General features: G+C 64.2%; 24 protein-coding genes. 10 read left to right on the top strand and 14 right to left on the bottom strand.

The features are described 5' to 3' along the window. Nucleotides 1-59: 59 nt before the first annotated feature. Both chvE and F8A10_RS10955 read right to left on the bottom strand, forming a co-directional pair. Nucleotides 60-1,124, bottom strand: coding sequence for a multiple monosaccharide ABC transporter substrate-binding protein (gene chvE / locus F8A10_RS10960; RefSeq protein ID WP_029371206.1), 1,065 nt, complete (start codon nt 1,122-1,124; stop codon nt 60-62). Nucleotides 1,125-1,390: 266 nt separating this feature from the next. Then, nucleotides 1,391-1,696 (bottom strand): GNAT family N-acetyltransferase, encoded by a 306-nt coding sequence (locus F8A10_RS10955; protein WP_010391946.1) that lies wholly within the window; start codon nt 1,694-1,696, stop codon nt 1,391-1,393. Nucleotides 1,697-2,288: 592 nt separating this feature from the next. On the opposite strand from F8A10_RS10955, the gene F8A10_RS10950 reads away from it, so the two are divergent. Then, the gene (locus tag F8A10_RS10950) at nt 2,289-2,609 is read left to right on the top strand and encodes a DUF6280 family protein (RefSeq protein WP_010391945.1); all 321 of its coding nucleotides are present in this window, start codon (nt 2,289-2,291) and stop codon (nt 2,607-2,609) included. Between the two features lie 70 nt (nt 2,610-2,679). On the opposite strand, the gene chrA is transcribed toward F8A10_RS10950, so the two are convergent. The 3 genes from chrA to F8A10_RS10935 all read right to left on the bottom strand — a co-directional run bounded on the left by chrA (nt 2,680) and on the right by F8A10_RS10935 (nt 5,043). After that, on the bottom strand, nt 2,680-3,891 hold the full coding sequence (gene chrA, locus F8A10_RS10945; protein ID WP_152367292.1) for a chromate efflux transporter: 1,212 nt from the start codon (nt 3,889-3,891) through the stop codon (nt 2,680-2,682). Nucleotides 3,892-3,976: 85 nt separating this feature from the next. Next, nucleotides 3,977-4,693: an LrgB family protein gene (locus F8A10_RS10940; RefSeq protein ID WP_010391940.1), complete on the bottom strand. Its 717-nt coding sequence runs from the start codon at nt 4,691-4,693 to the stop codon at nt 3,977-3,979. Next, the gene (locus F8A10_RS10935; protein WP_010391938.1) at nt 4,690-5,043 is read right to left on the bottom strand and encodes a CidA/LrgA family protein; all 354 of its coding nucleotides are present in this window, start codon (nt 5,041-5,043) and stop codon (nt 4,690-4,692) included. Before F8A10_RS10935 ends, F8A10_RS10940 begins: the two co-directional genes overlap by 4 nt. 149 nt (nt 5,044-5,192) lie before the next feature. Between F8A10_RS10935 and F8A10_RS10930 the strand changes: the two genes are divergently transcribed. Genes F8A10_RS10930 through F8A10_RS10910 form a run of 5 tightly spaced genes read left to right on the top strand, consistent with a single transcriptional unit; the run spans nt 5,193 to nt 11,528 of the window. Continuing rightward, entirely contained in the window at nt 5,193-8,636 is a 3,444-nt protein-coding gene (locus F8A10_RS10930) for a chromosome segregation SMC family protein (RefSeq protein ID WP_152367291.1), read from the top strand. 46 nt (nt 8,637-8,682) lie between these two features. Continuing rightward, nucleotides 8,683-9,135, top strand: coding sequence for a YbjN domain-containing protein (locus tag F8A10_RS10925; protein WP_010391934.1), 453 nt, complete (start codon nt 8,683-8,685; stop codon nt 9,133-9,135). A gap of 11 nt (nt 9,136-9,146) precedes the next feature. Beyond that, nucleotides 9,147-9,587 carry a RidA family protein gene (locus F8A10_RS10920; protein ID WP_010391932.1) on the top strand — a complete coding sequence of 147 codons (441 nt, stop codon included), beginning with the start codon at nt 9,147-9,149 and terminating at the stop codon, nt 9,585-9,587. Beyond that, entirely contained in the window at nt 9,587-10,342 is a 756-nt protein-coding gene (locus tag F8A10_RS10915) for a glycerophosphodiester phosphodiesterase family protein (protein WP_010391930.1), read from the top strand. Before F8A10_RS10920 ends, F8A10_RS10915 begins: the two co-directional genes overlap by 1 nt. Nucleotides 10,343-10,373: 31 nt before the next feature. Continuing rightward, nucleotides 10,374-11,528, top strand: coding sequence for a GNAT family N-acetyltransferase (locus tag F8A10_RS10910; protein ID WP_152367290.1), 1,155 nt, complete (start codon nt 10,374-10,376; stop codon nt 11,526-11,528). On the opposite strand, the gene F8A10_RS10905 is transcribed toward F8A10_RS10910, so the two are convergent. Together F8A10_RS10905 and F8A10_RS10900 are read right to left on the bottom strand one after the other, a co-directional pair. After that, nucleotides 11,515-12,360 carry a TIGR02186 family protein gene (locus F8A10_RS10905; protein WP_085502003.1) on the bottom strand — a complete coding sequence of 282 codons (846 nt, stop codon included), beginning with the start codon at nt 12,358-12,360 and terminating at the stop codon, nt 11,515-11,517. The two genes, F8A10_RS10910 and F8A10_RS10905, sit on opposite strands and share 14 nt — an antisense overlap. Further along, complete coding sequence (locus tag F8A10_RS10900; protein WP_010391922.1) at nt 12,357-13,280, bottom strand: sulfite exporter TauE/SafE family protein; 924 nt, start codon at nt 13,278-13,280, stop codon at nt 12,357-12,359. The genes F8A10_RS10905 and F8A10_RS10900 overlap by 4 nt, the downstream gene beginning before the upstream one ends. A 192-nt stretch (nt 13,281-13,472) precedes the next feature. On the opposite strand from F8A10_RS10900, the gene surE reads away from it, so the two are divergent. Genes surE through F8A10_RS10885 form a run of 3 tightly spaced genes read left to right on the top strand, consistent with a single transcriptional unit; the run spans nt 13,473 to nt 16,117 of the window. Continuing rightward, on the top strand, nt 13,473-14,267 hold the full coding sequence (gene surE, locus F8A10_RS10895; protein ID WP_010391918.1) for a 5'/3'-nucleotidase SurE: 795 nt from the start codon (nt 13,473-13,475) through the stop codon (nt 14,265-14,267). Nucleotides 14,268-14,274: 7 nt separating this feature from the next. Further along, a complete protein-coding gene (locus F8A10_RS10890; RefSeq protein ID WP_010391916.1) occupies nt 14,275-14,925 on the top strand; it encodes a protein-L-isoaspartate(D-aspartate) O-methyltransferase in 651 nt (216 codons plus the stop codon). Between the two features lie 31 nt (nt 14,926-14,956). Further along, nucleotides 14,957-16,117 (top strand): LysM peptidoglycan-binding domain-containing protein, encoded by a 1,161-nt coding sequence (locus tag F8A10_RS10885; RefSeq protein ID WP_152367289.1) that lies wholly within the window; start codon nt 14,957-14,959, stop codon nt 16,115-16,117. 230 nt (nt 16,118-16,347) lie between these two features. On the opposite strand, the gene F8A10_RS10880 is transcribed toward F8A10_RS10885, so the two are convergent. Genes F8A10_RS10880 through F8A10_RS10870 form a run of 3 tightly spaced genes read right to left on the bottom strand, consistent with a single transcriptional unit; the run spans nt 16,348 to nt 19,243 of the window. Continuing rightward, the gene (locus F8A10_RS10880) at nt 16,348-17,142 is read right to left on the bottom strand and encodes a hypothetical protein (protein ID WP_152367288.1); all 795 of its coding nucleotides are present in this window, start codon (nt 17,140-17,142) and stop codon (nt 16,348-16,350) included. 26 nt (nt 17,143-17,168) lie between these two features. After that, on the bottom strand, nt 17,169-18,566 hold the full coding sequence (locus tag F8A10_RS10875) for a TolC family outer membrane protein (RefSeq protein ID WP_010391909.1): 1,398 nt from the start codon (nt 18,564-18,566) through the stop codon (nt 17,169-17,171). A gap of 23 nt (nt 18,567-18,589) precedes the next feature. After that, nucleotides 18,590-19,243: a protein-L-isoaspartate O-methyltransferase family protein gene (locus F8A10_RS10870; protein ID WP_085502005.1), complete on the bottom strand. Its 654-nt coding sequence runs from the start codon at nt 19,241-19,243 to the stop codon at nt 18,590-18,592. 112 nt (nt 19,244-19,355) lie between these two features. Here F8A10_RS10870 and F8A10_RS10865 point away from each other — a divergent pair, with 112 nt between their 5' ends. Continuing rightward, on the top strand, nt 19,356-20,051 hold the full coding sequence (locus F8A10_RS10865; RefSeq protein WP_152367287.1) for a fumarylacetoacetate hydrolase family protein: 696 nt from the start codon (nt 19,356-19,358) through the stop codon (nt 20,049-20,051). 9 nt (nt 20,052-20,060) lie between these two features. Here the strand turns inward: F8A10_RS10865 and F8A10_RS10860 are convergent, their stop codons facing one another. From F8A10_RS10860 to F8A10_RS10845, 4 genes are all read right to left on the bottom strand, one after another. Then, on the bottom strand, nt 20,061-20,480 hold the full coding sequence (locus F8A10_RS10860; RefSeq protein ID WP_010391901.1) for a PaaI family thioesterase: 420 nt from the start codon (nt 20,478-20,480) through the stop codon (nt 20,061-20,063). Between the two features lie 68 nt (nt 20,481-20,548). Next, nucleotides 20,549-20,950, bottom strand: a complete 402-nt coding sequence (locus F8A10_RS10855) for a hypothetical protein (RefSeq protein ID WP_152367286.1) — start codon at nt 20,948-20,950, stop codon at nt 20,549-20,551. Between the two features lie 76 nt (nt 20,951-21,026). Further along, nucleotides 21,027-22,070 (bottom strand): selenide, water dikinase SelD, encoded by a 1,044-nt coding sequence (gene selD, locus F8A10_RS10850; RefSeq protein WP_152367285.1) that lies wholly within the window; start codon nt 22,068-22,070, stop codon nt 21,027-21,029. Continuing rightward, nucleotides 22,067-25,168, bottom strand: coding sequence for an efflux RND transporter permease subunit (locus tag F8A10_RS10845; protein WP_152367284.1), 3,102 nt, complete (start codon nt 25,166-25,168; stop codon nt 22,067-22,069). Before F8A10_RS10845 ends, selD begins: the two co-directional genes overlap by 4 nt.

Genomic DNA, 25,168 nt, shown 5'->3' with positions numbered 1-25,168 from the left:
CCCTTGCGGTCACGCCGAAGGCGCCGCCGCGAGAGGGTCCGCGACAGCGCCGGTTGGTGTCACTTCAGCTGGTCTTCGGTGTAATAGCCTGAACCGATCAGCGCCTCTTCGAGGTTCTTTCCGGTCACGGCCACCGGCTCCAGCAGGTAAGAAGGCACGGTCTTGACGCCGTTGTCATAGCTTTCGGTGTCGTTCACCTTGGGCTCTTCGCCCTTCATCATGGCATCGACCATGCTGACGGTGACTTTGGCCAGTTCGCGCGTGTCTTTGAAGATGGTCGAATACTGCTCGCCCGACTTGATCGACTTGACCGACTGGATTTCTGCATCCTGACCCGAGACGATGGGCATTTTCAGGTCGCCCGAGCCATAGCCGACCCCTTTGAGCGAGCTGAGGATACCGATGGACAGCCCGTCATAGGGAGACAGGACACCATGCACCTGTTTGTCGGTATAGTTTGCGGACAGGATGTTATCCATGCGCGCCTGAGCGGTGGCGGGGTCCCAGCGCAGGGTGCCAACCTTGTCCATGCCCATCTGTCCCGAAGGGATCACGATCGAACCGTCATCAATCAGCGGCTGGATGACCGACATCGCGCCGTCATAAAAGAAATAGGCGTTGTTGTCGTCCGGGCTGCCGCCAAACAGCTCGACGTTCCACGGCTTCACCTCCGGGAAACGTTCCTTGAGGCCGTCTACCAGAGTGGTCGCCTGCTCGACCCCGACCTTGAAGTTGTCGAATGTCGCGTAATAGTCGATGTCGGGCGTGTCGCGGATCAGCCGGTCATAGGCGATGACCTTGATATCGGCGGCTTTGGCATTGGCCAGTGCGTTCGACAGCGTGGTGCCGTCGATCGCCGCGATCACCAGAACGTTCACGCCCTTGGTGATCATATTCTCGATCTGCGCAAGCTGGTTCGGGATATCGTCGTCAGCATATTGCAGGTCGGTCTGGTAGCCCGCATCCTGGAACTGCTTGACCATATTGTTGCCGTCGTCGATCCAGCGCGCCGAGGTCTTGGTCGGCATCGAGATCCCGACCATGCCTTCGGCCACAGCAATGCCGGGCAGCGAAAGTGCTGCCGCCGAGGCCAGCGCCAGGGCGTATTTCCTGAGGTTCACCATCATTCCTCCCACTCCATTTGCCCGGGTGGCGGCTGCCTCCACAGCCGGGGTCCAGCCCGTGCCTTCCCCTTTCTGCGCGGGTGCAGGGCGGTCCTTTCGGGACGCATCCGCGACGCGGCGGTGGCCAGGCCACCTGCCTCCCCGCGAAGCTAGACATGGACGACATGTCCGTCAATTATTCAGAAAGTGAGTTTACATACCGGTACTGATATGTTTGTTTGCGCTAACATAGCAAAGCGTACAATGTGACGGCGCGTCAATCGCGGTCAGACCTCTGCCTGAAGATCGGACCATTCGGGATGGCGCCTGAACTGGGCACGGACATAGGAACAGGCCGGGATGATGCGCAGGCCACGCTCACGGGCATCAGCGATCAGCCGCTGAACCATCGCTGAGGCCGCGCCGGTGCCGCGCATCGAGTCGGGGGCGTAGGTATGGTCGGCCACGATGATCCCCGGGCCGGCACTGCGCCAGGTCAGCTCGGCCTCGCCCTCGACCCCGGGCAGGGTGACGACGTAACGGCCTGAATTTCCTTGATCTTCATGCGCGACATGGATGGTTGGTTGCGCCATGTTGATTTCCCTGTCCTTGATAAAAAATTACGGGGAAACCTGATCCTGCCATATCGGCTGATTTCCCGTCATTGACTAAATCTACGCTAATTCTAGGCTTGCAAACCTGCGCTTGACCATAGCCGGAATAAAAACTGGCGGAATATCTGTTATGCGCAACCATTGCAGTAAGCTAAAGAATCGCTGATAATATCGTTGCGCGTTATTTGCAGACGGCGCAATTAATGGCGGGCAAGCCCGCATAATTCCGCGACAGCTTTGACAAGCTTGCAGGAATTCCGCCTCGCGAGGCTTGAACCGTGGGGGTAAACGCCTATATCCACCCCCGTGTCCTTCGGAAACCCGATCACGCTTGCAGCGTTGTCAAGGGGGCCTGCGAACTTCCGCTTGTCGCAAGACCGTTGCTTTTGGCGGCTATTCTTTACATCCGCCGGGGTTTGCACAGTGTGCATGGCGGACATGCGGTGGGGGGCATACCGAATCATGGCCTGGATCGGCTAAGCCGACCAGCGCCGCCTGGAGGCAAGACCATTAAGCAGCCTTGGCATTGTTCAAGGTGCGGTGGCACCGCAAGAAAAACAGGATAACGATGATGCGCGATTTCGTGGATGGCTCGGCTTTCAACTTTGAACAAGGACAGCGGGCCCGCAAGCTTTTTGCTGCGGTTGTGCTGGCCGCGCTGGACGATGCGATCGCCGATGATAAAAAATACGGCAACGGGCCTGAACAAATTGCACGTTGGGCACGGTCGCGCGACGGTCGCGAGGTTTTGTCCTGCGCCGGAATTGATCCGAACGAACGCGTGGTGAAAGGTCTGATGGAATTCGTGGCCAAGGGTGTGCGCACCTCTGTCGCGCTGTCGCGCGAGGAAAGTGAGCGCCGCCATGCCGCAGAAGAGGCCGACGCCGCATAAGCGCGCCTTTCATTCCTACTGCGATGGGCCGTCCTGCGGGCGGCCTTTTTCGTTGGGTGATCGGGCCCGGTCAGGGGATCAGCGCCAGGGCGATCCCGCCAGGCACCGACAGGATCACCACGACCCATGGCGACGATTTCCACGCTGTCAGCAGCACGAAACAGATCAGGGCCAGTGCGAAATCCCGCAGATCCCCGATGGCGCTGGAAAAGACGGGCGTGTAAAGGGCCGCGCCCAGGATACCGACCACGGCGGCATTCGCGCCCTGCATCAGCGATTGCGCCTGCGCTATTGATCGAAAGCGGTTCCAAAAGGGCAGGGCGGCGATCAGGATCAGAAATCCCGGCAGAAACAGAGCCAGCAACGCGAGAACGGCTCCGGTCAGGCCATTCGGCGCAGGTCCCAGAACAGCGCCGAGATAGGCGGCAAAGGTAAAAAGCGGCCCCGGCACCGCTTGCGCCGCGCCATATCCGGCCAGGAACTGATCTGGTGTAACCCAACCAGTAGCAACCGTTTCGGCCTGCAAAAGCGGCAGGACGACATGCCCACCCCCGAACACCAGGGCCCCGGCGCGGTAAAAGCTGTCGATGACGGCCAGCGCCTGCCCTTGGGTCGCAAGCAGTGGCAAAAGGGTGAGCAGACCCAGAAAGGCAATCCCCGCCCCGGTCGCCAGTTTGCGGGAAATAGGCAGGATGGCGGGGCCATGGACCTTGGTCACTGTCCCCCGGCCCAGTGCCAGGCCAAGGATTGCGCCAATCAGAATTGCCCCGATCATCCCCAAGGCCCCTGGGACAAAGGCCAGCACTGCCACTGCGACGGCTGCAATCGCCGCGCGTTCTTTATCCGGGCACAGGTTGCGGGCCATGCCCCAGACAGCCTGTGCAACGATTGCTACTGCGACAATCTTTAACCCGTGCAGTGCGCCGTCTCCGACCGGGCCAGAAATGCTTGCTGCCGTCATGGCAAAGACCAGCAACACCAGCGCCGAGGGCAGTGTGAACGCGGCAAATGCTGCCAGCGCACCTGCCCAGCCCGCGCGCATCAGTCCCAGCGCAAAGCCGACCTGGCTTGAGGCCGGGCCGGGCAGGAACTGGCAAAGCGCCACCAGATCGGCATAGGCGCTGTCGTTCAGCCATTTGCGCCGCGTCACCAGCTCGTCGCGGAAATAGCCCAGATGGGCGATCGGGCCGCCAAAACTGGTCAGGCCCAGTTTCAGAAAGGCCGCAAAGACCTCGGCCGGCGTTCCCTGCCGGGGCGGTATGTTTGTCGGCTGATCTGTCATCCGGCCTCTCCGCTTTGATTGGCAGGGGCTATATCGCTGGCGCGTTTCCCGGATATGACATTCCGCGCAGAGGGCGCGGCAATCTTTACTGGAACAGATAAAGAGCGAGCGGCGCAATGATCGCGGTCAGCACCGCGTTCAGCCCCATGCCGATTCCGGCAAAGGCGCCGGCGGTCTCATTCACCTGAAAGGCGCGGGCAGTGCCGATGCCGTGCGCGGCGACCCCCAGTGAAAAGCCGCGTGCCCGCCAGTCGGTGATCTTGAGCGCGTTCAGCAGTGGTGTTGCTATAATCGCGCCAAAAATACCGGTCACCAGCACCAGAACGGCGGTGATGGTCGGCTCTCCGCCCAGACCTTCGGCGATGCCGATGGCAACAGGTGCTGTGGTGGATTTGGGGGCAAGGCTTGCCAGCATCACCTCGGACAGGCCAAAGGCCTTGGCAATCGCCAGCGCCGAGACCACTGCAGTTATCGACCCCGCCAACAGTGCCGCAATCAATGGCAGCAGTGCCTTTTTGACCCGGTGGAGGTTGTCATAAAGCGGCATCCCCAGCGCCACTGTCGCCGGGCCCAGCATGAAATGCACGAACTGAGCGCCTTCGAAGTAGGTTTGGTAGCTGGTGCCGGTCACCCCCAGCACGCAGGCCAGGATAATCACCGCACACAGGACAGGGTTCGCCCAGCTTTGCCGGCCCATGGCGCGAAAGAAGGTATCGCCCGCCCAATAGGCCAGCAGGGTCGCCGTCAGCCACAAAAGCGGGCCTTCGGTCAGATAGCTCCAGATCAGGGCTGCGTTTGTCATTCTCTGGGTCCGCCCATCCACTTAACCACGGCACAGAATACAAGCGCCCCGGCAGCAATTGCTAATGCGGTCGATACCGCCAGCGCCACCGCCACGGCTAACCCATCGCTGCGGAACTGTCCCAGATGCGCGATCACACCGACACCCGCAGGGACAAAGAACAGCGACAGATGCCCAAGGATCCCATTCACAACCGGGCGCAGCAGTTCAGCCAACGCCGGGCGCAGACTGCACGACAGCACCAGCAGCAGCAGCCCCAGAACCGGCCCCGGCAACAACAGGTCCAGACTGCGGGTCGCGATCTCGCCCACAAGTTGAAAGATCAGAATGATGGAAAGCGCTGGAATCATGGCGCCAGATTAACACCAGTTTTCCCGGCGTGAACCAGAATCTTGTGGATAGATCGGTTAAACCCCGCGATATATGGGGTTTGTGTTGACTTGTTGGCCGGTATGGCCAAAAATCCCCAGCATCTGGATGACCCTCAGGGACCCCCCTTTTGCGCTTTGACCGCCTGCGCCTCAATGGTTTCAAAAGCTTCGTGGATCCGACCGATCTGGTCATCCGCGAGGGCCTGACCGGTGTGGTCGGGCCGAACGGCTGTGGCAAGTCGAACCTGCTTGAGGCATTGCGCTGGGTCATGGGCGAAAACCGTCCCACCGCCATGCGCGGCGAGGGGATGGAGGATGTGATTTTTGCCGGCACGGCCCGCCGCTCGGCCCGCGCCCATGCCGAGGTCACGCTGACCATCGACAATAAGGACCGCCTTGCCCCCGCCGGGTTGAACGACAGCGATGTGCTGGACATCACCCGCCGCATTACGCGCGATGCGGGCTCGGCCTATCGCATCAATGGCAAAGAGGTGCGGGCGCGCGATGTGCAGATGCTGTTTGCGGATGCCTCGACCGGGGCACATTCGCCGGCTCTGGTGCGTCAGGGGCAGATTTCCGAACTGATCAACGCCAAGCCCAAGGCCCGCCGGCGGGTGCTGGAAGAGGCGGCAGGGATCTCGGGCCTTTATCAGCGTCGGCATGAGGCCGAGCTGAAGCTGAACGCGGCCGAGGCGAACCTGACCCGTGTCGACGACACGCTGGACCAGCTTTCCAGCCAGGCGGCGAGTCTTGCCCGTCAGGCCCGTGCCGCCGCCCGCTACCGCGAAATCGGCGCTGCTTTGCGCCGGGCCGAGGGGATGTTGCTTTACCGGCGCTGGGCCGAGGCAGACCGTGCCAGGGCTGCGACCGCCGAGGCGCTGCAGGCTGCGATCCGCGCCGCTGCCGAGGCCGAGGGTGCCGCCCGCCGCGCCATTGCCGCCCGGCAAGAGGCCGAAGAGAAACTGCCCCCCCTGAGGGAAGAGGAACAGGTCGCCGCCGCGATCCTGTCCCGCACCGTCGTTGAGCGCGAGGCTTTGGATGAGGCCGAGACCCGCGCGGCGCAAGCGATCCAGACGCTGCTGGCGCGCATCGCCCAGCTTGACCGCGATATCGAGCGCGAGGCGGCGCTGAACCGCGACGCTGGCGAGGTGATCGAGCGGCTGGTCTGGGAAAAACGTGAGCTGGAAAAGGCCGGACAGGGCCATGATGAACGGTTGCAGGCCGCGGCCGATGTTGCCGATGAGGCCGCCGAGACGCTGCGCGAGGTCGAGGCCAAGCTGGCAGAGCTGACCGACGAATCCGCCCGTATCGCCGCCCGTCACCAATCGGCCGAGCGGCTGGTTCACGATCTGCGCCAGATGCAGGAACGCGCGACCCGCGCTGCGACTGAGGCTGAAACCGCCGCTGTCCGCGCCGCTGAAACCGGTGCCGAGGCCGAGGCCGCCCGCGAGGCTGCCGAAGAGGCCCAGGAAGAAGCCCGCGCCCGCGTCGAAGCCGCCGAAGAGGGGCTGGCCGAAGCTGAGGAAACCCGCGCTGCGCTGGAGGCTGAGGAGTCTGCCGCCCGCTCGGCCCGCGCCGAGGCCGAGGGCGAGGTTTCGGCGCTGAAGGCCGAGGTGGCGGCGCTGAAACGGCTGGTCGAACGCGGGCAGAGCAGCGATTCTATTCTGAATCTGGTCCGCGTCGGGCGTGGCTATGAAACTGCATTCGGCGCGGCACTGGGCGACGATCTGGGCGTCGGACTGGCCGAGGATGGCTCGGGCTGGCACCTGCTGCCGGGCTATGACGCGCCGCAACCTCTGCCCCATGGGGTCGAGGCCTTGGCGCCCCATGTGGACGGGCCTGCCGCCCTGGCCCGCCGTCTGTCGCAGGTCGGGCTGGTCGCCGATGTGACAACAGGCGTGGCCCTGCAGGCGCAGCTTGCCCCCGGTCAGCGGCTGGTGACCCGGGAAGGTGACCTTTTCCGCTGGGACGGGATGCGGGTGATGGCGGGCGAGGCCGCATCTGCGGCTGCATTGCATCTGCAAAAGGTTAACCAGCTTGCCGAAATGAGCGCGCAAGCCGAGGTGGCGCAGGCCCGCGCTGATGAGACCCTGTCCGCGCATGAGACGCTGCGCGCCCGCTATCTGGCGGCGACCGAGGCCGAGAAACGCGCCCGCGACGCAAGGCGCGAGGCCGAGCGCGGACTGTCCGACGCTGTCCGGGCCGTAACGCGTGCCGAATCCGAGCTTGCCATGGCGCAAAGCCGCGCCGAATCCGCCCGCGCCGAACTGGCGCGCAACCGCGAGGACGCGCTTGACGCCCGCACCCGGCTGACCGAGGCCGAACGGGCGTTGGCCGAACTGCCCGACCGGGGCGCGGCGGCTGCGGCGGTCGAACATGCCCGTACCGCTGTCGAGGCTGCGCGCATCGCCACCCTGACCCGGCGCGGCGCGCTGGAGGAACTGCGGCGCGAGGCCAATGCCCGCATCAGGCGTCTGCAGGAAATCGCCAAGGAGGAATCGGGCTGGCGTCTGCGGCTGGATCAGGCAGGTACCCGCTCCGCCGAGCTTGCTGCCCGCCGCGAAGAAACCGCCCTTGAACTGGAAGAGGCCGAGGCCCAACCCGAAATCCTTGCCGGGCGTCGCAGTATTCTGATCGACGCCGAAGCTCAGGCCGGGGCGCGGCTTGCCCGGGCCCGCGATGCGCTGTCAGCCGCCGATCAGGCGCTGCGCCACGCTGCCGAGGCCGAGCGCGAGGCGGAACGGGCGGCCTCAGACGCGCGCGAAACCCGTGCGGCCTGCGAGGCCCGCGCCGAAGCCTCGGTCACGGCCGAGGCGAATGCCCGAGCCCGCATTCATGAAGAACTTGAGGCCACGCCCGGGACGCTGCTGGAATCGCTGGGCGAGATCGACGAGATCACCCCCGATGCGCTTGAGGCCGAGATTGCCCGCCTGCGTCAGGGCCGCGATGCGCTTGGGCCGGTCAACCTGCGTGCAGATGAAGATAAGCGCGAGCTTGAGGCCGAGCGTGACCGCCTTGGCGCCGAAAAAGAGGACCTGACCGAGGCGATCCGCAAGCTGCGGCAGGGCATCGGCAGCCTTAACCGCGAGGGGCGCGAACGTCTGCTGGCGGCCTTTGACACGGTGAACGCCAATTTCGCCAATCTCTTTACCCATCTGTTCGGTGGCGGCGAGGCGCGGCTGGTGCTGGTCGAATCCGACGACCCGCTTGAGGCCGGGCTTGAGATCATGTGCCAGCCTCCGGGCAAGAAACTGTCGACGCTAAGCCTGCTTTCGGGGGGCGAACAGACGCTGACCGCGCTTGCGCTGATCTTTGCGGTGTTCCTTGCCAATCCCGCGCCGATCTGTGTTCTGGACGAGGTGGACGCGCCTTTGGACGATGCCAACGTCACCCGTTTTTGCGACCTGATGGACGAGATGACGCGGCGGACCGAGACGCGCTTTCTTGTGATCACGCACCATGCCGTAACCATGTCGCGCATGGACCGGCTGTTTGGTGTGACCATGGTGGAACAGGGCGTCAGCCAATTGGTCAGCGTGGACCTGAAGCGTGCCGAAGCACTGGTAGCCTGAGGCGCAAACCGTTAAGCAATCAGCTGTTCCCGTGACGGAGAAGAGTATGCGTACCTTGGTTTCCCTTGCGTTGGCGATGCTGCTGCAGGCACCTGTCGCACAGGCGCAGGTCCTGGGCGATCCCGATGTGATTCGCTTGTTGATGATGGACTTTGGTCTGCCGGTAGAGATGACCAAAGACGATTCCGGCGATCCGATGATCGAAAGCCGCATCGATGGCACCAGGTTTCAGGTCTATTTCTACAGCTGCGAAAAATCCTGCCAGTCGATCCAGTTCTCGGCTGGCTTTGACCTTGACGATCCGATGAACGCGACCAAGGCCAACCGCTGGAACCGGGACAAGCGTTTCGGCAAGGTCTGGCTGGACGAAGAGGGCGATCCCTTTATCGAAATGGACATCGGCCTTGCAGGCGAAGGTGTGGGACGCAAGAATTTCGAGGATACTCTGGACACCTGGCGCATCGTCCTCAGCGACTTCCGCGGGTTTATCGACTGGTAGGAGAAACAAGCATGTCCATCGAAACGAAACTGGCAGATCTGGGAATCACGCTGCCCGACGCGCCGGCTCCGGCGGCGAATTACGTGCCCTTTGTGATCACGGGCAACCTGCTGTTCGTTTCGGGGCAGATCAGCCCGGCCAAAGGCCGTCTGGGCGCAGATCTGGCTGTCGAAGAGGGCGCCGAGGCGGCGCGGGCCTGCGGTCTGGCGCTGCTGGCGCAGGCGCGGGCGGCGCTTGGCTCGCTTGATCGGGTGACGCGCGTGGTCAAACTGGCTGGCTTTGTCAATTCGACCCCGGAATTCACCGACCAGCCCGAGGTTATCAACGGTTGCTCAAACCTGATGGTCGAGGTGTTCGGCGATCTGGGCCGCCATGCCCGCGCCGCCGTCTCGGCCCCGGCCCTGCCGCGCGGGGTCGCCGTCGAGATCGAGGCCGTGTTCGAGTTCGCATGATGAGTCTGCACCCGGATTTTCTGAACATGCCCATTGCCCATCGCGGGCTGCATGGGCCGGGCATGCCGGAAAACAGCATGGCGGCCTTTCGCGCCGCTATCGCTGCGGGATATGGCATCGAATGCGACATCCAGCGCACGGCCGATGGCACGGCGCTGGTGTTTCACGACGACGACCTGCCGCGGCTGACCGGGGCTGAGGGTCCCGTTGGCGCCAAGGGCATGGATGATCTGTCGCAACTGCGCCTTCTTGGCACCTCGGAACCCATCCCGACGCTGGCAGATCTGCTTGCCGAAGTTGCAGGCCGGGTGCCGTTGCTTATCGAGATCAAGGACCAGAGCCTGCGTCTTTCCGATCAGGTCGGCGATCTGCAGGACGAAGTGGCGCGGCTTGTCTTGGCCTATGGCGGTCCGGTCGCGGTCATGTCCTTCAATCCTCATACGATCGCGGCCTTTCACGTCGCAGCGCCAGACGTGACGGTCGGTCTGACCACCTGCGACTATAAGGATGAGGAATGGGCCGTCGCGGGCGAGGCTGCCCTTGCGCATCTGGCCGCCATCGGTGATTTCGACCGGGTCGGTGCCAGCTTCATCTCGCATGACCGCAAGGATCTGGACAATCCGGCGGTGACGGCGCTGAAACAGCGCGGCGTGCCGGTACTGTGCTGGACCGTCCGTTCGCCCGAAGAAGAGGCAGCTGCCCGCCGCGTGGCCGATAACATCACCTTCGAGCGTTACTTGCCCGCAAGGCCCTGACAATCGTCGCGCCCGCCCCTATGTTACTGCCATGAGCGAGCTTGCCGTTTCCGTCCTGCCCGCGATTTCCGGGATCAAGGCCCCTGAATGGGATGGCTGCGGGGCGGGCACCAACCCTTTCACCACCCATCGCTTTCTGTCGGCGCTTGAGCAGTCCGGCTCGGTCGGCGAGGGCACGGGCTGGCATCCGGCCCATCTGGTCGCCCGGCTGGATGGCAGGGTAGCGGGCGTTGCGCCCTGTTACATCAAGACCCATAGCCAGGGCGAATACATCTTTGACCACGGCTGGGCACAAGCCTATGAGCGGGCGGGCGGGCGCTATTACCCCAAACTGCAATGCGCGGTTCCCTTTACCCCCGTCACCGGGCCGCGGCTGATCGCGCCCGATCCGGCGGTGCAGCGTGGTCTTTTGGCCGGGATGGCGCAATTCGCGCAGCAATCGGGGTTGTCGGGGGCGCATGTCACGTTCTGTACCGAAGCCGAGGCCGGGTTGGGTGAGGCGGTCGATTTCCTGCCTCGCGCCAGCGAACAGTTCCACTGGCTGAATCAGGGCTATGACAGTTATGACGATTTTCTGGGCCAGCTTTCGTCTCGCAAGCGCAAGGCGATCCGCAAAGAGCGTGAGCGTGCTCAGGCCTTTGGCGGCACTATCCGCAGCCTGACCGGGGATGAGATCAGGCCCGGCCACTGGGACGCGTTCTGGACCTTTTATCAGGACACCGGCGGGCGCAAATGGGGGCGGCCTTATCTGACCCGGGCGTTTTTCGACATCCTGCATGACACCATGCGCGACGATTGCCTGCTGGTTCTGGCCGAGCGTGACGGCATCCCGATTGCCGGTGCGCTGAATCTGATCGGGCCGGATGCGCTTTACGGCCGTTATTGGGGCTGTATCGAGGATCACCCCTTTTTGCATTTCGAGCTGTGCTATCACCGTGCCATTGACTGGGCGATCAAGCATCGCCTGTCACGGGTCGAGGCCGGCGCACAGGGCGAGCACAAGCTGGCGCGCGGCTATTTGCCCAGCCAGACCCATTCGCTGCATTGGGTCGCGGACCCCGGCTTTTACGGTGCCATCGCCGATTATCTGCAGCGTGAGCGCGAGGCGGTGGACGAGGAAATGGCGGTCCTGACGGAACTTGGCCCGTTCCGGCGCGGCCAGACCGGTCCGCTCAGGTCCGCTTGATCAGCCGGAAGGCCGCCGATGCCGCCCAGCCTGCTGCCATTGCGATGGCAAGCGACATGATGCCATAGATAAACGGCTGTTCCAGGGCGAGGCGGTAAAGCCAGCGCTCCAGCCCGACCTTGCGTACGTCGATGGGCGCGCGGAACGTGTCGATTACCTTGCCGTCGCGCAACAGGAAAATGCGGGTGCTGTAGAACCCCTCGATCAGGTTCGCGGGCAGGCCGATATCGGCGCGAAACAGCGTCTGTTCCGCCAGCAGGACCGAGCCGTCATCCTGTCGGTAAAGGTCTGCGGCGCGACGCAGGCGGATCAGGGCCTCGGTATAGGGGACGACGTCCTCGACCTCGGTCGGGCCGGCAAAGGCCCGCATCGCCAGCGGGATCGAGATCCGGTAACGCTGGTCCTCTTCGGGCGGCAGGATCAGGTGCAGGGGCCGGGTCGTTGCCACGACATAGAAATTCGGGGCCGAGCCGATGTTCACGCGGCCGGTATTGACCCAGATGCCCAGCCGCCGCTCTTTGTGGCGGACGGTGACGGGGCGGTGTGGGCCCTCGACGGTTACGATCACATCAAGGGGCTGGCCGGGCGGGATGCGGCTTTCGCGTTTGACGGCGCCGTAGATGATGATCTCGGACCCGTCAAAGCTGGTGGTGATATCGATGTCGTCGCGCGACAGGCCCGCAACGATCCGCTCGGGCGTGGTCTCGGGCTCGGCCTCGATTGTGGCCGAGGTCGCGCCCTCTGCCGGGGTGGGTGGCGGGCTTTCCTGCGCCTGCAGGGGCAGGGCCAGCATCGCCAGCGCCAGAAGGGCGTGACAGGACTGCCGGATCATGCCTTGCCCCCTTGTGTGATCGAGTAAAGCTCATCCGGGCGCAGGAACAGATCCAGCGCCAGCTTGCCACAAACGCCCAGAACGAGCAGCGCCAGCAGAATGCGCAGCTGCTCGGCCCTCAGCCGTGCGCCAAGATGGGTGCCGACCTGTGCCCCGATCACGCCTCCGACGATCAGCAGCACTGCCAGCATCACATCGACGGTGTTCGACGACACCGCGTGCATCAGCGTCGTATAGGCTGACAGGAACGTGATCTGGAACAGTGAGGTCCCGATAACGACCTTGGTCGGCATGCCAAGCAGATAGATCATCGCCGGCACCATGATAAAGCCGCCGCCGACGCCCATGATCGCGCCAAGAACGCCGACCGCTGCGCCGACCATCAGCACCGGAATGGCGCTGATATACAGGCCCGAGGCGCGGAATTTCATCTTCAGCGGCCATTTGTGCACCCAGCCATGCTGGTGACGGCGCATGGGCTTGATCGGTCCGCTGCGGCGGGCGCGATGCAGGGCGCGCAGGCTTTCCTGCAGCATCATCGCGCCGATCAGGCCCAGGAAGATGACATAGCACAGCTGAACGACCAGATCGACCTGCCCCAGCCGCGACAGCAGGTTAAAAATCAGCACGCCCACCGAGGACCCGACCAGACCGCCCGCCAGCAGGACCCAGCCCATGCGGAAATCGACCGCCTTGCGTTTGACATGGGCCAGCACGCCGGAAAAGGACGAGGCCACGACCTGGTTTGCGCCGGTCGCCACCGCGATGGCTGGCGGAATGCCGATAAAGAACAGCAGAGGCGTGATCAGAAAGCCGCCGCCGACCCCGAACAGGCCCGACATCAGCCCGACGATGCCGCCCAGCCCGGTCAGCACCAGCGCATTGACCGCCACCTCGGCGATGGGAAGATAGATCTGCATGTCCTGCCCGGCCTTTTGCCTTGTTCCAATGCTGCCCCGAGCGCAGCCGCGCGTCAAACGCTTCCATGGCTGTTCCTGCGGGTTGTCGCAAGGCTGTGGCCCGGATAAGCATGCAAGATGAGGGCAAAAATGCCTCGGGCGCGGGCGGCCTTGCCGGGCAGGCCCGTCACGGCAGGTCGGACAGGAAAGAACATGCGTATTCTGATTACCAATGACGACGGCATCAACGCTCCGGGGCTGGAGGCGCTTGCCGCCATCGCGGCCGAGGTTGCCGGGCCCGGGGGTGAGGTCTGGACCGTCGCACCGGCCTTTGAACAGTCCGGTGTCGCGCATTGCATCAGCTATGTTCACCCGACCCTGATCGCCGAACTGGGGCCGCGCCGCTTTGCCGCCGAGGGCACCCCCGCCGATTGCGTGCTTGCCGCGATTGCCGATGTGATGCGGGATAACCCGCCCGATCTGGTGCTCTCGGGGGTGAACCGCGGCAATAACTCGGGCGAGAACGTGATGTATTCGGGTACCGTCGGCGGCGCGATGGAGGCCGCTTTACAGGGGCTGCCCGCCATTGCCCTGTCCCAGTATATGGGCCAGCGCACCGCCACGCTTGATGACCCGTTCGAGGCGGCGCGCGTGCATGGACCGCGCCTGATCCGGCAGTTGCTGGAATATGGCGACTGGACCTCGGACGAGGATTTCCGCCTGTTCTATAACATCAACTTCCCGGCCTGTGACGCCGCCTCGGTCAAGGGCACGCGGGTTGCCCCGCAGGGCCGCCGGCGCGGCGTCCGTTTTGAGGTCGAGCCTTATCACGCCCCGAACGGGCGGCGGTTCCTGTGGGTTCTGGGCGGATCACAGACCGCACCCGCGACGCCAGACAGTGACGTTGATGCCAATATGCGCGATTATATCTCGCTGACGCCGATGCGGCCGGATCTGACCTGCCACAAGACCCTGGCCGAACTGCGTGGCGTTCTCGAAGAGGGCTAAGCAACAGATGAGCGACGATCCCGAGACTGCCGAACGCAAGATGCGCTTTTTATTCGCGCTGCGGCAGCGCGGGGTTACCGATCCGCGGGTACTCGAAGCGATGGAGCGCATCGACCGCGGCGAATTCGTGCGCGGCCATTTCGAAGACCGCGCCTATGAGGATACGCCCCTGCCCATCCCTTGCGGCCAGACCATCAGCCAGCCTTCGGTTGTCGGGCTGATGACCCAGGCGCTGGAGGTCGGGCCGCGTGACAAGGTGCTCGAGATCGGAACCGGCTCGGGCTATCAGGCGTCGATCCTGTCGCTATTGTGCCGGCGGGTATATACCATCGACCGCCATCGCCGGCTGGTGGCAGAGGCCGAGGCGCTGTTTCGCGACCTGGGCCTGACCAATATCACCACGCTGGTTGCCGACGGTTCGCGCGGGTTGCCCGAACAGGCGCCCTTTGATCGCATTATGGTGACGGCTGCCGCCGAGGATCCGCCGGGCCCGCTCTTGGCGCAGTTAAAGATCGGCGGTATTATGGTGGTGCCGGTCGGTCAGTCGGACGCAGTTCAGACGCTGATCCGCGTGCGCCGTGGCGAAAACGGTTTTGACTACGACGAATTGCGGCAGGTGCGTTTCGTGCCGCTGGTCGAGGGGTTGGGACAGACATGACCCCCGACCGTCCAGAGTGAGGAACGGGCAGATGATCAAGATCAGGCAGTTGGCATTGGTTGCCGGAACTGCGGTGACTCTGGTGGCTTGCGGGCCGCAGGGTGGCCTGGACTTCAGCAATTTCGATCCCGACCTGCGCGGCTGGGGCGGCGGGGGGCTGGACACCGCCGGCGCGGCCGCGCGCGCGCAGCCCAGACCGACGCCGGATCAGCGCGGGGTGATTTCCTATCCCGGCTATCAGGTCGCCATCGCCCGTCAGGGCGATACGGTGACCACCATCGCCGCACGGCTGGGGCTGAGCGCGGGCGAACTGGCCAGCTACAACGCGATCGACGCGAATACTCCGCTGAACCCCGGGGCGGTGGTTGCCTTGCCGCGGCGGGTTGCAGCAGGTGCGCCTGCCGCACCTGTCACCTCCTCGACCGGGCAAGTCACCGATCCCTTTGCCGGTCAGGGCGTCAAGCAGCCAGCGGTGCCCCCGGCAGAAGGAGGGGTGACTGCGCAGACCCTGCCGGCCTCGAGCCAACCCAAGCAGCACGTTGTTGCTGCGGGCGAGACGGCCTGGTCCATTGCCCGTAAATACAATGTCTCGGTCAATGATCTGGCCCAGTGGAACGGCCTGTCGCAGAATATGGCTTTGCGTACCGGCCAGCGCCTGCTGATCCCGGTCGTCGGTCAAAGCCGCCCTGCCAGCGGTGCCGTGACCGCTCCCGGTACCGGCAGTCCGACCCCGCGCCCGCCTTCGGCAGCCGAGCCGCTGCCAAAGGAGCAGACCAAGCCCGCCACCAGCAAGGTCGACACCCCCGCAAGCCCTGATCTGGGCAAGACGCGGACTGCTGCTTCGGGCAATGGAAAATTCCGTATGCCCGCCAATGGTTCGATCATCCGCACCTATCAGAAGGGCAAGAACGACGGCATCGACATTGCTGCCGCGCCGGGTAGCACCGTGACAGCTGCTGGCAGCGGGACGGTCGCCGCCATCACCCGCGATACGGATCAGGTGCCGATTATCGTTGTTCGGCACGACGGCAATCTGATGACTGTCTATGCCGGTCTTGATGATGTTACCGTCACCAAAGGGCAATCGGTCAGCGCAGGAACCGCACTTGGCAAGGCGCGCAATCAGGGCGTGGTGCATTTCGAGGTGCGCAACGGTTTCGATAGCGTTGATCCCGAAAAATACCTGAACTAGCGGGCTCTGCCCGTTGCCGCAGTGGCCGCGCCTTAACGGCTGGCCGCTGCGACGGTCGCTGACCGGCAGATCCAATCCATCAGTGAATGGCAGCTTGAGCAAACCAAGTCAGGGCAAGCCTTTTCAGGGTATTGTGGACGGGTCTGGCATTTGACCGGCCCCAGCACCACCATTCGCGATGGGCGGGGGCCGCTACCCCACCCTATGCGGCATTCAGGCGGTTGCCTTGCTCAGTCTTGTTCGCACATCTGACGCAGCGCCAGCTCGATCTCGTGGCGGATCATTTGCTGCAGATTGCGGCTAAGGCGGTTGCCGATCTCTCCCTGAAGCTCTTGCCGGATCGCCTCGCGAATCAGGCCGCGCAGTTGGGGGCCGTTCTGCGGTCCTTTGTCCCTGGGCGCAAAGAGATGCGGCTCGCTACTATCGCGGGCAGAGGCAATGCTGTCCTCCATCTCGACGACAGGAGTTGCGGGGGTTGCGGGTGTGCTCACATGCAGCATGGCTTCTTCCATTTCCGTGATAGTAGCGGGTCCTTGCAGCGAAAGGTCGGGGGTGCTGCTGCTGATCATTTCGATCGCAGCAGGGGGCGCCGTATCGAACGACGGCGGTTCCGTGTCACTGTCGGAGGTAAGATCATCCGCCCGTTCTGGCTTGGTCACGCGCGCCTCGGGCAGGGCGTCGGAGAGCATTTCAGGCTGATCGGCGTTTTCCATCACAGCATGCACCTCTGGCAGTGCGGCTGGCGGCTCAGCCTGATCCTCGGGATCGGGTGCGACCATGGCGTTTACATCCAGCACCAGCGGTGTCACGCGCGCTGCTGTTGCGGGTGGCTCGGATGACACCAGCTCGATCCGGGCGCTGGTCGGACCTGCGAGGTCGCGGGTGATCCGCGGGCCAGAGGGATGATCCGGGCTGTGGCTGCCGGCAGTGTCCTGATCGATAAGCTTGCGGATCGAGGACAGGACATCGCCGATATGATCCGGCATCGGGGCCGGAGTCGGTTGGCGCATCATTTCATGCTGCATGATGCGCCCCCGTAGCAGGGGCGGGATTAGTCCCTGCCGATGGCGCGCAGGACCCGGTCCAGGCTTTTGCCCTGCCTGCTGGTATAAGGTGCGTCCTGCACCGCGTTGTAATAGGCCGAAGGGTCATAGGTCGGTATCCCCAGTTTCAGGTTTTCCACCGTCAACAGACCCATAGCAGCCAGAAGTTGATAATGTGCTAATTGCAGATTGGCTTCCGCCGAGATTTTATTGGCACGCGCCTCAAGCAGCGACTGCTCGGCGTCCAGCACGTCCAGAGTGGTGCGTGCACCCAGCGTCGCCTCTTCGCGCACGCCTTCGTAGGCTTGCCGTGCTGCGACGATCTGTTCGTCAATGGCGCGAATCTGCGCCTTTGCGACGTCGATTCCCGCCCAGGCCTGACCGACCGCCTCGTTAACCTGACGCGAAACCTGCAGCAGCGACGCCCGTGCCTCGTCCCGTCGCGCCATGGCCTTGCGATGGGCCGCCGGCAGGCGTCCACCGGAATAGATCGTCTGCGACATGCTGACCGACGCGCCAATATCGTTCGTCGTCGTTTCGCGTTGCGTCTGCACCGACATATCGTGCGAACGGCCAATGCCGACCGTACCGCTGAGGGTCGGGTTACGCTCGGCCTCGGCCGCAGCGACGCCCAGTTCGGCCGCGGCGGCCAGACGTTGCGCCTGCTGGATCGCCGGATGGCTGCGCTGTCCGATCTGCCGCGCCGCCTCCAGCGTGGCGGGCAGGGCGGGCGTGGGCGGGGGCGGGGAAAGCTTGCCCGGCGCACGGCCCGTAGCGGTGCGATAGATTTCGCGTGCTATCTCAAGCTCTCCTCGCGCAGAGGCGAGGCTGGCGCGCGCGGCGGCAAGGGCTGCGTCGGCCTGTGCGACGTCGGTCTGGGTGATCTCGCCCACCTCGAACCGGTCCGAGGCGGCCTGCTGTTCCTGACCGATCACCCGCACCGAGTTTTCCTGCAGATCGACCTGTTCAGTCGTGCTGCGTACGTTCAGATAGGCCTGGACGGCCCCCAGGAGGACATCCTGTTCAACCCCGACCAGCGCGGCGCGGGTGGCCAGAACGGTTTCCTTGGCGGCGTCGATGGCGATGGCGTTGCGGCCCCAGTCGTAAAGCGTGATCTGGGCTTGCAGCGCGATGCTGGTCGAACGGCCGATCCGGCTGTTATCGACCTTTTGAAAGCTGTGCTCGGCGATCCATTGCACCACCGGGCGAAGCTGGGCGAGGGCCGTCGCCACATCTTCGTCCGCGGCACGCAGGACGGCGCGATTCTGCTCAAGCAATGCCGAGTGGCGATAGGCCGCGACCATGGCATCGGCCAAAGTCTCGGCCGAGGCGGGCAGGGCGGTCGCCCCTGCAACAATGGCTGCGATCAGTGGTCGCCGCAGGGTTTCGAACGTTCTGCGAAACATGCCTTGGCCTTTCGTGTCGGCAGTCACAAGACGAAGCCTCTGGGCCGTACGAACCCCGGCAGAACCGGGGCGTCGGCATTGAAGGCAAAGCGCCAGTTCACCCGGCCGTCCAGCTTCTGGCCGATGCGGGCGGTACCCAGATTGCCTTCGCGGAACAGCGCGACGATGCGGCCGCCTTCGCTTAGCTGCTCAACCAGGCCTTCGGGCAGTTCTTCGATGGCGCCTTCGATCAGAATGGCGTCATAGGGGGCCTGACCGGCACAACCTTCGGCCAGCGGGCCCTGAACCACGGCGACGTTAAAAACGTCCTGCGCGGCAAGCCGGCTTTCAGCCTCGGCAGCCATGCCGGCATCTTCTTCGACCGCGACGACGGCTTCGACGATGCGGGCCATGACGGCGGCTGCATAGCCGTAGCCACAGCCGATATTCAGAACCAGATCTTCGGACTGAAGGTTCAGCGTGTCGATCATCTTGCCCAGCGTGCGCGGCTCTAGCAGCACGCGGCCGGGGATGAGGTCGATGTTGTTGCCGACATAGGCAACTTCACGGCGTGCCTCGGGGACGAACTGTTCGCGCGGGACGTTCAGCATCGCCTCGATCACGGGGTAGCTGGTCACATCGTTGGGGCGAACCTGGGTATCGACCATATGGGTGCGGCGCTGCGCGAAATCGGTCATTCTGAGACCCTGCTCTCGGTTGGCTTTGATGCTCTCTTGCCATGAAATTCCCGGTTGGGCAACGGCAGCCGGCACGCTTGCCGCGACGGTGTTGCCGTGGCAGGGTCGCACCATGACCGGATATCTGTTCCCTTTGCCCCCGCCCGCTGCACTGCCCATCCTGGGGCAGAGCACTGAATTCCCCGTCAATCGCATCTTTTGCGTCGGGCGCAACTATGCTGCCCATGCCGCCGAGATGGGGTCCGAGGTTGACCGCGAAGCGCCTTTCTATTTCCTCAAATCTGCCCATGCGGTCAGAAAAAGCGGCACGATTCTGCCCTATCCGCCCGGCACGGCCGACCTGCATCACGAAATCGAGCTGGTCGTTGCCATCGGCCTTTCGGCCTTTCGCATCGGTGCTGATGACGCAATGTCAGCAGTCTGGGGCTATGGTTCGGGGCTGGACATGACGCGGCGCGATTTACAGGCGCGGGCCAAGGACAAGCGCCACCCCTGGGATCTGAGCAAGAATTTTGAAGGCGCGGCGGCGATCTCGGCCCTGACCCCGGCGGCGGGCTTCACCCCCTGTGCCCAAAGCATCCGGCTGGAGGTGAACGGTGATCTGCGGCAAGAGGGTCAGGTTTCGGACATGGTCTGGACCATACCCGAGCTGATTGCCGATCTGTCACGATATTATCATCTCGCGCCGGGGGATCTGATCATGACCGGCACGCCATCCGGTGTCGGGGCGGTCGGACCGGGTGATCGTCTGGCTGGCGGGGTCGAGGGGCTGGCGCAGGTCGAACTGACCATCGGCCCGGCTGAATAGCGGGCCGGTTCAGGCCGGTTCCTTCCATTCAATCACCAGTTGCGTCTGGATCACCACGGCGGCAAGTTTGCCGTCGCCACGCAGGATATCGGTCTGCCAGATCATCGTGGTGCGGCCCAGATGCAGCGGTTTCGGCCGCGCCTCGGCCACATCGCCCAGCCGGATCGGGCGCAGGAAGTTGGTCTTGCTTTCCATCGTAGTGGTCGTCGCCCCAGCCGGCAGGCGCAGATGGGTTGCGGTGCCAGCGGCATGGTCGGCAAGGCTCATGATCGCGCCGCCATGCAGGACGCCATTGCGATTGGTCAGGGCCGTGGTCACGGGCATGTGCAGGACGACCTCGTCCAGCGTGGCCGAGATGACCTGCATCCCCAGCGATTCGGAATAGGGCGCATGCACATCAATGGTGGCGGCTGGCTGGCTGTCGGGCATCGCGGCTGTCTCCCTGCTTCGCCCGCATCTTGGGCGGGGGCGGGGACCGCGTCAATCGCTGTGCCCTGTCAGCAGGGTGCCGTCGGTTCGGGCCGTCCGGCAAGATCAAGGCCCCGCGCGGTCGGCGGCTGCCATGTCCGGGTGGCATGATGCGCGCCCGAAGGGTTGGTCCCGATCTGAGAGCCTCCGGTCCCGCCCGTCCAGCCGGTCGAGCCCGAGTTGGCGGGCGCGGTGCCGTCAGTTGAGGCGGTCTCGGGCGTTGCCGGTTCGGCCTTGCCAGCGGCGGGCGGGCATTCGCCAGCGGATGCTGCTGTCTCGGCCGGTTGCGGCGCTGGTGCGGGGGTAGCCCCGGCAGGGACGGTTTCCGTGGTCGCGGGCTCTGTTGGTGCTGTCTGGGCGGACAGAGGCGCGGCCAGACAGGCCAGCGCCATGCTGAGCGCGGCAAGGCGGGGCAGGGAAATCTGCGGCATGGTGCGTTCCTCCTTTGCCCCAACGCCCGCCCGGGCGCCGGGGTTCCGCACTGTCCCGCCGCCCGGTCCGCCAGCCTTATTCGACCACGATGCCAGCCGGGCCTTCCTCGGTCTGGCCGATGATCGCTGCCAGCGGGAAACCGGCGGCACGGACCATCGCCAGTACCTCATCGGCTGAACCGGGCGCGCAGGCGACAAGCAGCCCGCCCGAGGTTTGCGGATCGGTCAGCAGCGCCTGCTGCCATGGGGTCAGCCCCTCGGGCAGCGTGACCTCGGCCCCATAGGCGGCCCAGTTCCGATTCGATGCGCCGGTGACAAATCCCGCCTCGGCCAGTTCGGCGGCGCGGGACAGCAGCGGAAGCTCTGCCAGTTTCAGCCGCAGGCGCAGCCCCGCACCCCGTGCGATCTCCAGCCCATGGCCCAGGATGCCAAAGCCGGTCACATCGGTGATGGCGTGGACGTCCTCGCGTTTGGCAAGATCGGCACCCACCTGATTCAGCGTGGTGGCCGATGCGATCATCTCGGCCACTCCGGCTGCGTCCAGAACGCCTTTCTTGATCGCGGCGGAATAGATCCCGACGCCAAGACCCTTGGTCAGGATCAGCGTATCGCCGGCGCGCGCATCGGCGTTACGCCGCAGCTCGGACGGGTGGCAGAGGCCGATCACCGCAAGGCCATAGATCGGCTCGGGCGAGTCGATGGAATGGCCGCCGGCGACAGGGATACCCGCCTGCAGGCAGATCTCGCGCCCGCCTTCAAGGATGTCGCGGATTTGCGCGGGGGCAAGCTTGTCGATCGGCATGCCAAGGATCGCCAGCGCCATGATCGGCCGCCCGCCCATGGCGTAGATATCCGAAATCGCATTGGTGGCGGCGATGCGGCCAAATGCGCGCGGATCGTCCACCATCGGCATAAAGAAATCGGTGGTGGCGATGACGCAGGTGTTGTCGTCGACCTGCCAGACCGCGGCATCGTCCGAGGTTTCGGTCCCGACCAGCAGTTGCGGAAAGGCCTGCGCCACCGGCTGATTGGCCAGCAATTCGCGCAATACCGAAGGCGCAAGCTTGCAGCCGCAACCGCCGCCATGCGCCAAAGAGGTCAGTCGGGGAAGATCTTTCATGTCCGGGCACTCCTGTCGGTCAGCCGCCGCACGGTAACGTAGAAAGCCGGGACCATGAAGATGCCTAGGAAGGTTGCCGCCATCATACCGCCCATGACCCCGATCCCGATCGAGTTCTGCGCGGCCGCCCCGGCCCCTGTGGCGACCGCCAGAGGCAGCACGCCAAGGATGAAGGCCAGTGAGGTCATCAGGATCGGCCGCAGCCGCAGCCGCGCGGCCTCGACCGCTGCTTCTACGGCGCTGCGACCCGCGGATTGTTGCAGGTCCCGGGCAAATTCGACAATCAGGATGGCGTTTTTGGCGGCAAGGCCGATGGTGGTCAGGATGCCGACCTTGAAATAGACGTCATTGGCCTGACCAAAGGCCAGCGCCGCGACGACCGCGCCAAGAACACCCACCGGCACCGCCAGCATGACCGAAAACGGGATAGACCAGCTTTCGTAAAGCGCGGCCAGCGACAGAAACACCACCAGCGCCGACAGCGCGAACAGAAATGGCGCCTGATTGCCGGCCTGGCGTTCCTGATAGGACAGGCCGGTCCAGGCGGTGGCGTAATTGCCCGGCAACTGCGAAACCAGCTCTTCCATCGCGGCCATCGCCTCGCCCGAACTGGCGCTGTCGCTTTGCTGGCCGCTGAACTCGATCGCGTCGATACTGTCCATGCGCGACAGGCTGGGTTCGACCGGTTCCCAGCGGGTGGTCATAAAGGCCGAAAAAGGCACCATCTCACCATCGGCATTGCGGGCATACCAGCTGTCCACGTCCTCGGGCTGCATGCGGTTTTCGGCGGCTGCCTGCACGATGACCGGGCGCAGCTGGGCGCCAAGCGCAAAGTCGTTCACCTCGGTTCCGGCAAAGATGGTTGAAAGCATCGCGTTCACGCCCGACAGGCTGACGCCCAGGCTTTCGGCCTTTTGCTGGTCGATGTCGATTTTCAGCGCGGCCTCGTTCTCGGCACCGCTGCTTTCGACGTTTTGCAGGCGCGGGTCAGCAGCGGCCGCCTGTTCCAGCGCCTCGGCGGCGCGGGTCAGCGCCTCGGTCCCGGCGCCGGCCTGATCCATCAGATACATGCTGAAGCCCGCGGCATTGCCAAGCCGAGGAATGGCGGGGGGTTGCAGGAAAGCGATCCGTCCCGCCCGGTGCCCGGCAAAGCGCGCATTGGCGCGCGAAGCCACGGCGCTGGCCGCAAGTGCGGGGTCCTGCCGTTCGTCAAAGTCGCGCAGCTTGACAAAGATCATCGCCCGGCTTTGCGAATTACCCGAAAAGCCAAAGCCCATGGCGACAAAGACCGACTCGACTGCCTCGCTTTCCTCGTTAAGCATATAATCTTCGATCTCTTGCACGACGGCGGCGGTCTGTTGGGCGGTCGAGCCTTCGGTCAGGGTGATGCGCGATTGCAGCACGCCCTGATCCTCGGACGGGATAAAGGTGGTGTTCATCCGCCCGAAAAGCTCGGCCGCGCCAAAGCTGATTGCGGCCAGCACCAGCATGACCAGCAGCGGGCGGCGCAGGGTACGGCGGACGGTGGCCGAATAGCCGCGCGTCATCCGCTCGAACCCGGCGTTGAACCAGCGCGCGGGGGCAAAGCGGGTCGGCCCGTGGCTTTGCCGCAAAAGGCTGGCGCACATCGCAGGCGTCAGGATCAGCGCCACCAATAGCGACAGCACCATGGCAGTGATGATCGTGACCGAGAACTGGCGATAGATCACCCCGGTCGAGCCGGGCATGAAGCCCATGGGCAGAAACACAGCCGACAGGACCAGCGCGATGCCGATCAGCGCGCCGCTGATCTGGCCCATGCTTTTTTCGGTGGCCTCGACCGGGCCAAGCCCGTCCTCTTCCATCACGCGCTCGACGTTCTCGACCACGACGATGGCGTCATCGACCAAAAGGCCGATGGCCAGCACCATGGCAAACATCGTCAGCGTGTTGACCGAGTATCCCAGCGCCGCCAGCATTCCGAAGGTGCCCAGCAGCACCACCGGAATGGCGATGATCGGGATCAGCGTCGCGCGCCAGTTCTGCAGGAACAGCAGGATGACCAGAAACACCAGCACGATGGCCTCGATCAGGGTGTGATAGACCTTTTCGATCGACAGCTCGACAAAGGGGGCGGTGTCATAGGCGATATGGATCTCGACCCCTTCGGGCAGGGCGTTTTTCAGGCCATCCAATGTCGTCCGCACGGCGTTTGCCGTTTCGACCGCATTGGCACCGGTGGCGAGGTTCACCGAAAAACCCGAGGCGTTCATGCCGTTAAAGCGTGAATCCCGGCCATAGCGGGTCTGGCCGATGGCGACTTCTGCCACGTCCCCCAGCCGCACGGCTGCGCCATCCGACCCGGTTTTCAGCAGGATGTTGCGGAAATCCTCGACCGAGGTCAGCTGGCTTTGCGCGGTGATATTGGCGGTGAACTGCTGGCCGGGCACCACCGGCTGTTCCCCCAGCGCCCCGACCGATACGGTGCTGTTCTGCTGGGCGACCGCAGTGGTGATATCGGTCGGAGTCAGCTGGAATTGTGCCAGCCGCAGCGGGTCCATCCAGATCCGCATGGCATAACCCGAGCCAAAGACATCGACACCACCGACACCCTGCGTGCGCTTGACCGGACCTTCGACCACCTGTTCCAGCAGGTTGCCAAGCTCGATGGTCGAGTGCTGGCCGGTGGTCGAGACCAGCGCCCCCACCATAAGGATCGACGAGGATGATCGCGAGACCGAAACGCCATCATTCTGCACCGGTCCGGGCAGGCGGCCTTCGACCGAGCGGACCTTGGACTGTACCTCGTTCAGTGCATCGACCGGGTCCACACTGTCGTCAAAGGTCAGCGTGATGACGCTGCGCCCGGTTGATGAGGATGAGACGGTGTAAAGCAGCCCGTCCAGCCCGGTCAGCGCGTCCTCGATCGGTGTAGTGACCGAATTCTGCACCGCCCGCGCTGTCGCCCCGGAATAGCCGGCGCTGATGCGGATCGTCGTCGGGGCGATGTCGGGGTATTGCGAAACCGGCAGGCTCAGCAGCGACCAGGTGCCGATCAGCATGGTCACGATGGCCAGCACCCAGGCAAAGACCGGGCGGTGAATGAAAAATCCAGCCAT

It is taken from the genome of Paracoccus kondratievae, from assembly GCF_009301415.1.
GTDB lineage: Bacteria > Pseudomonadota > Alphaproteobacteria > Rhodobacterales > Rhodobacteraceae > Paracoccus > Paracoccus kondratievae.
The sequence above is the reverse complement of the archived record's forward strand: the minus strand, read 5'-3'. Positions and strand labels throughout refer to the sequence as shown.

Excerpts from the sequence above, each read along its gene's own strand:
- F8A10_RS10845 (WP_152367284.1), bottom strand. The coding sequence starts at position 25,168 with ATGGCTGGATTTTTCATTCACCGCCCGGTCTTTGCCTGGGTGCTGGCC.
- F8A10_RS10890 (WP_010391916.1), top strand. The coding sequence starts at position 14,275 with ATGAGCGACGATCCCGAGACTGCCGAACGCAAGATGCGCTTTTTATTC.
- F8A10_RS10875 (WP_010391909.1), bottom strand. The coding sequence starts at position 18,566 with ATGTTTCGCAGAACGTTCGAAACCCTGCGGCGACCACTGATCGCAGCC.
- F8A10_RS10885 (WP_152367289.1), top strand. The coding sequence starts at position 14,957 with ATGATCAAGATCAGGCAGTTGGCATTGGTTGCCGGAACTGCGGTGACT.
- chvE (WP_029371206.1), bottom strand. The coding sequence starts at position 1,124 with ATGGTGAACCTCAGGAAATACGCCCTGGCGCTGGCCTCGGCGGCAGCA.
- F8A10_RS10870 (WP_085502005.1), bottom strand. The coding sequence starts at position 19,243 with ATGACCGATTTCGCGCAGCGCCGCACCCATATGGTCGATACCCAGGTT.
- F8A10_RS10900 (WP_010391922.1), bottom strand. The coding sequence starts at position 13,280 with ATGCAGATCTATCTTCCCATCGCCGAGGTGGCGGTCAATGCGCTGGTG.
- F8A10_RS10865 (WP_152367287.1), top strand. The coding sequence starts at position 19,356 with ATGACCGGATATCTGTTCCCTTTGCCCCCGCCCGCTGCACTGCCCATC.
- F8A10_RS10920 (WP_010391932.1), top strand. The coding sequence starts at position 9,147 with ATGTCCATCGAAACGAAACTGGCAGATCTGGGAATCACGCTGCCCGAC.
- F8A10_RS10855 (WP_152367286.1), bottom strand. The coding sequence starts at position 20,950 with ATGCCGCAGATTTCCCTGCCCCGCCTTGCCGCGCTCAGCATGGCGCTG.
- chrA (WP_152367292.1), bottom strand. The coding sequence starts at position 3,891 with ATGACAGATCAGCCGACAAACATACCGCCCCGGCAGGGAACGCCGGCC.
- surE (WP_010391918.1), top strand. The coding sequence starts at position 13,473 with ATGCGTATTCTGATTACCAATGACGACGGCATCAACGCTCCGGGGCTG.
- F8A10_RS10915 (WP_010391930.1), top strand. The coding sequence starts at position 9,587 with ATGAGTCTGCACCCGGATTTTCTGAACATGCCCATTGCCCATCGCGGG.
- F8A10_RS10905 (WP_085502003.1), bottom strand. The coding sequence starts at position 12,360 with ATGATCCGGCAGTCCTGTCACGCCCTTCTGGCGCTGGCGATGCTGGCC.
- F8A10_RS10910 (WP_152367290.1), top strand. The coding sequence starts at position 10,374 with ATGAGCGAGCTTGCCGTTTCCGTCCTGCCCGCGATTTCCGGGATCAAG.
- F8A10_RS10940 (WP_010391940.1), bottom strand. The coding sequence starts at position 4,693 with ATGACAAACGCAGCCCTGATCTGGAGCTATCTGACCGAAGGCCCGCTT.
- F8A10_RS10860 (WP_010391901.1), bottom strand. The coding sequence starts at position 20,480 with ATGCCCGACAGCCAGCCAGCCGCCACCATTGATGTGCATGCGCCCTAT.
- F8A10_RS10935 (WP_010391938.1), bottom strand. The coding sequence starts at position 5,043 with ATGATTCCAGCGCTTTCCATCATTCTGATCTTTCAACTTGTGGGCGAG.
- F8A10_RS10925 (WP_010391934.1), top strand. The coding sequence starts at position 8,683 with ATGCGTACCTTGGTTTCCCTTGCGTTGGCGATGCTGCTGCAGGCACCT.
- F8A10_RS10955 (WP_010391946.1), bottom strand. The coding sequence starts at position 1,696 with ATGGCGCAACCAACCATCCATGTCGCGCATGAAGATCAAGGAAATTCA.
- F8A10_RS10950 (WP_010391945.1), top strand. The coding sequence starts at position 2,289 with ATGCGCGATTTCGTGGATGGCTCGGCTTTCAACTTTGAACAAGGACAG.
- F8A10_RS10880 (WP_152367288.1), bottom strand. The coding sequence starts at position 17,142 with ATGCAGCATGAAATGATGCGCCAACCGACTCCGGCCCCGATGCCGGAT.
- selD (WP_152367285.1), bottom strand. The coding sequence starts at position 22,070 with ATGAAAGATCTTCCCCGACTGACCTCTTTGGCGCATGGCGGCGGTTGC.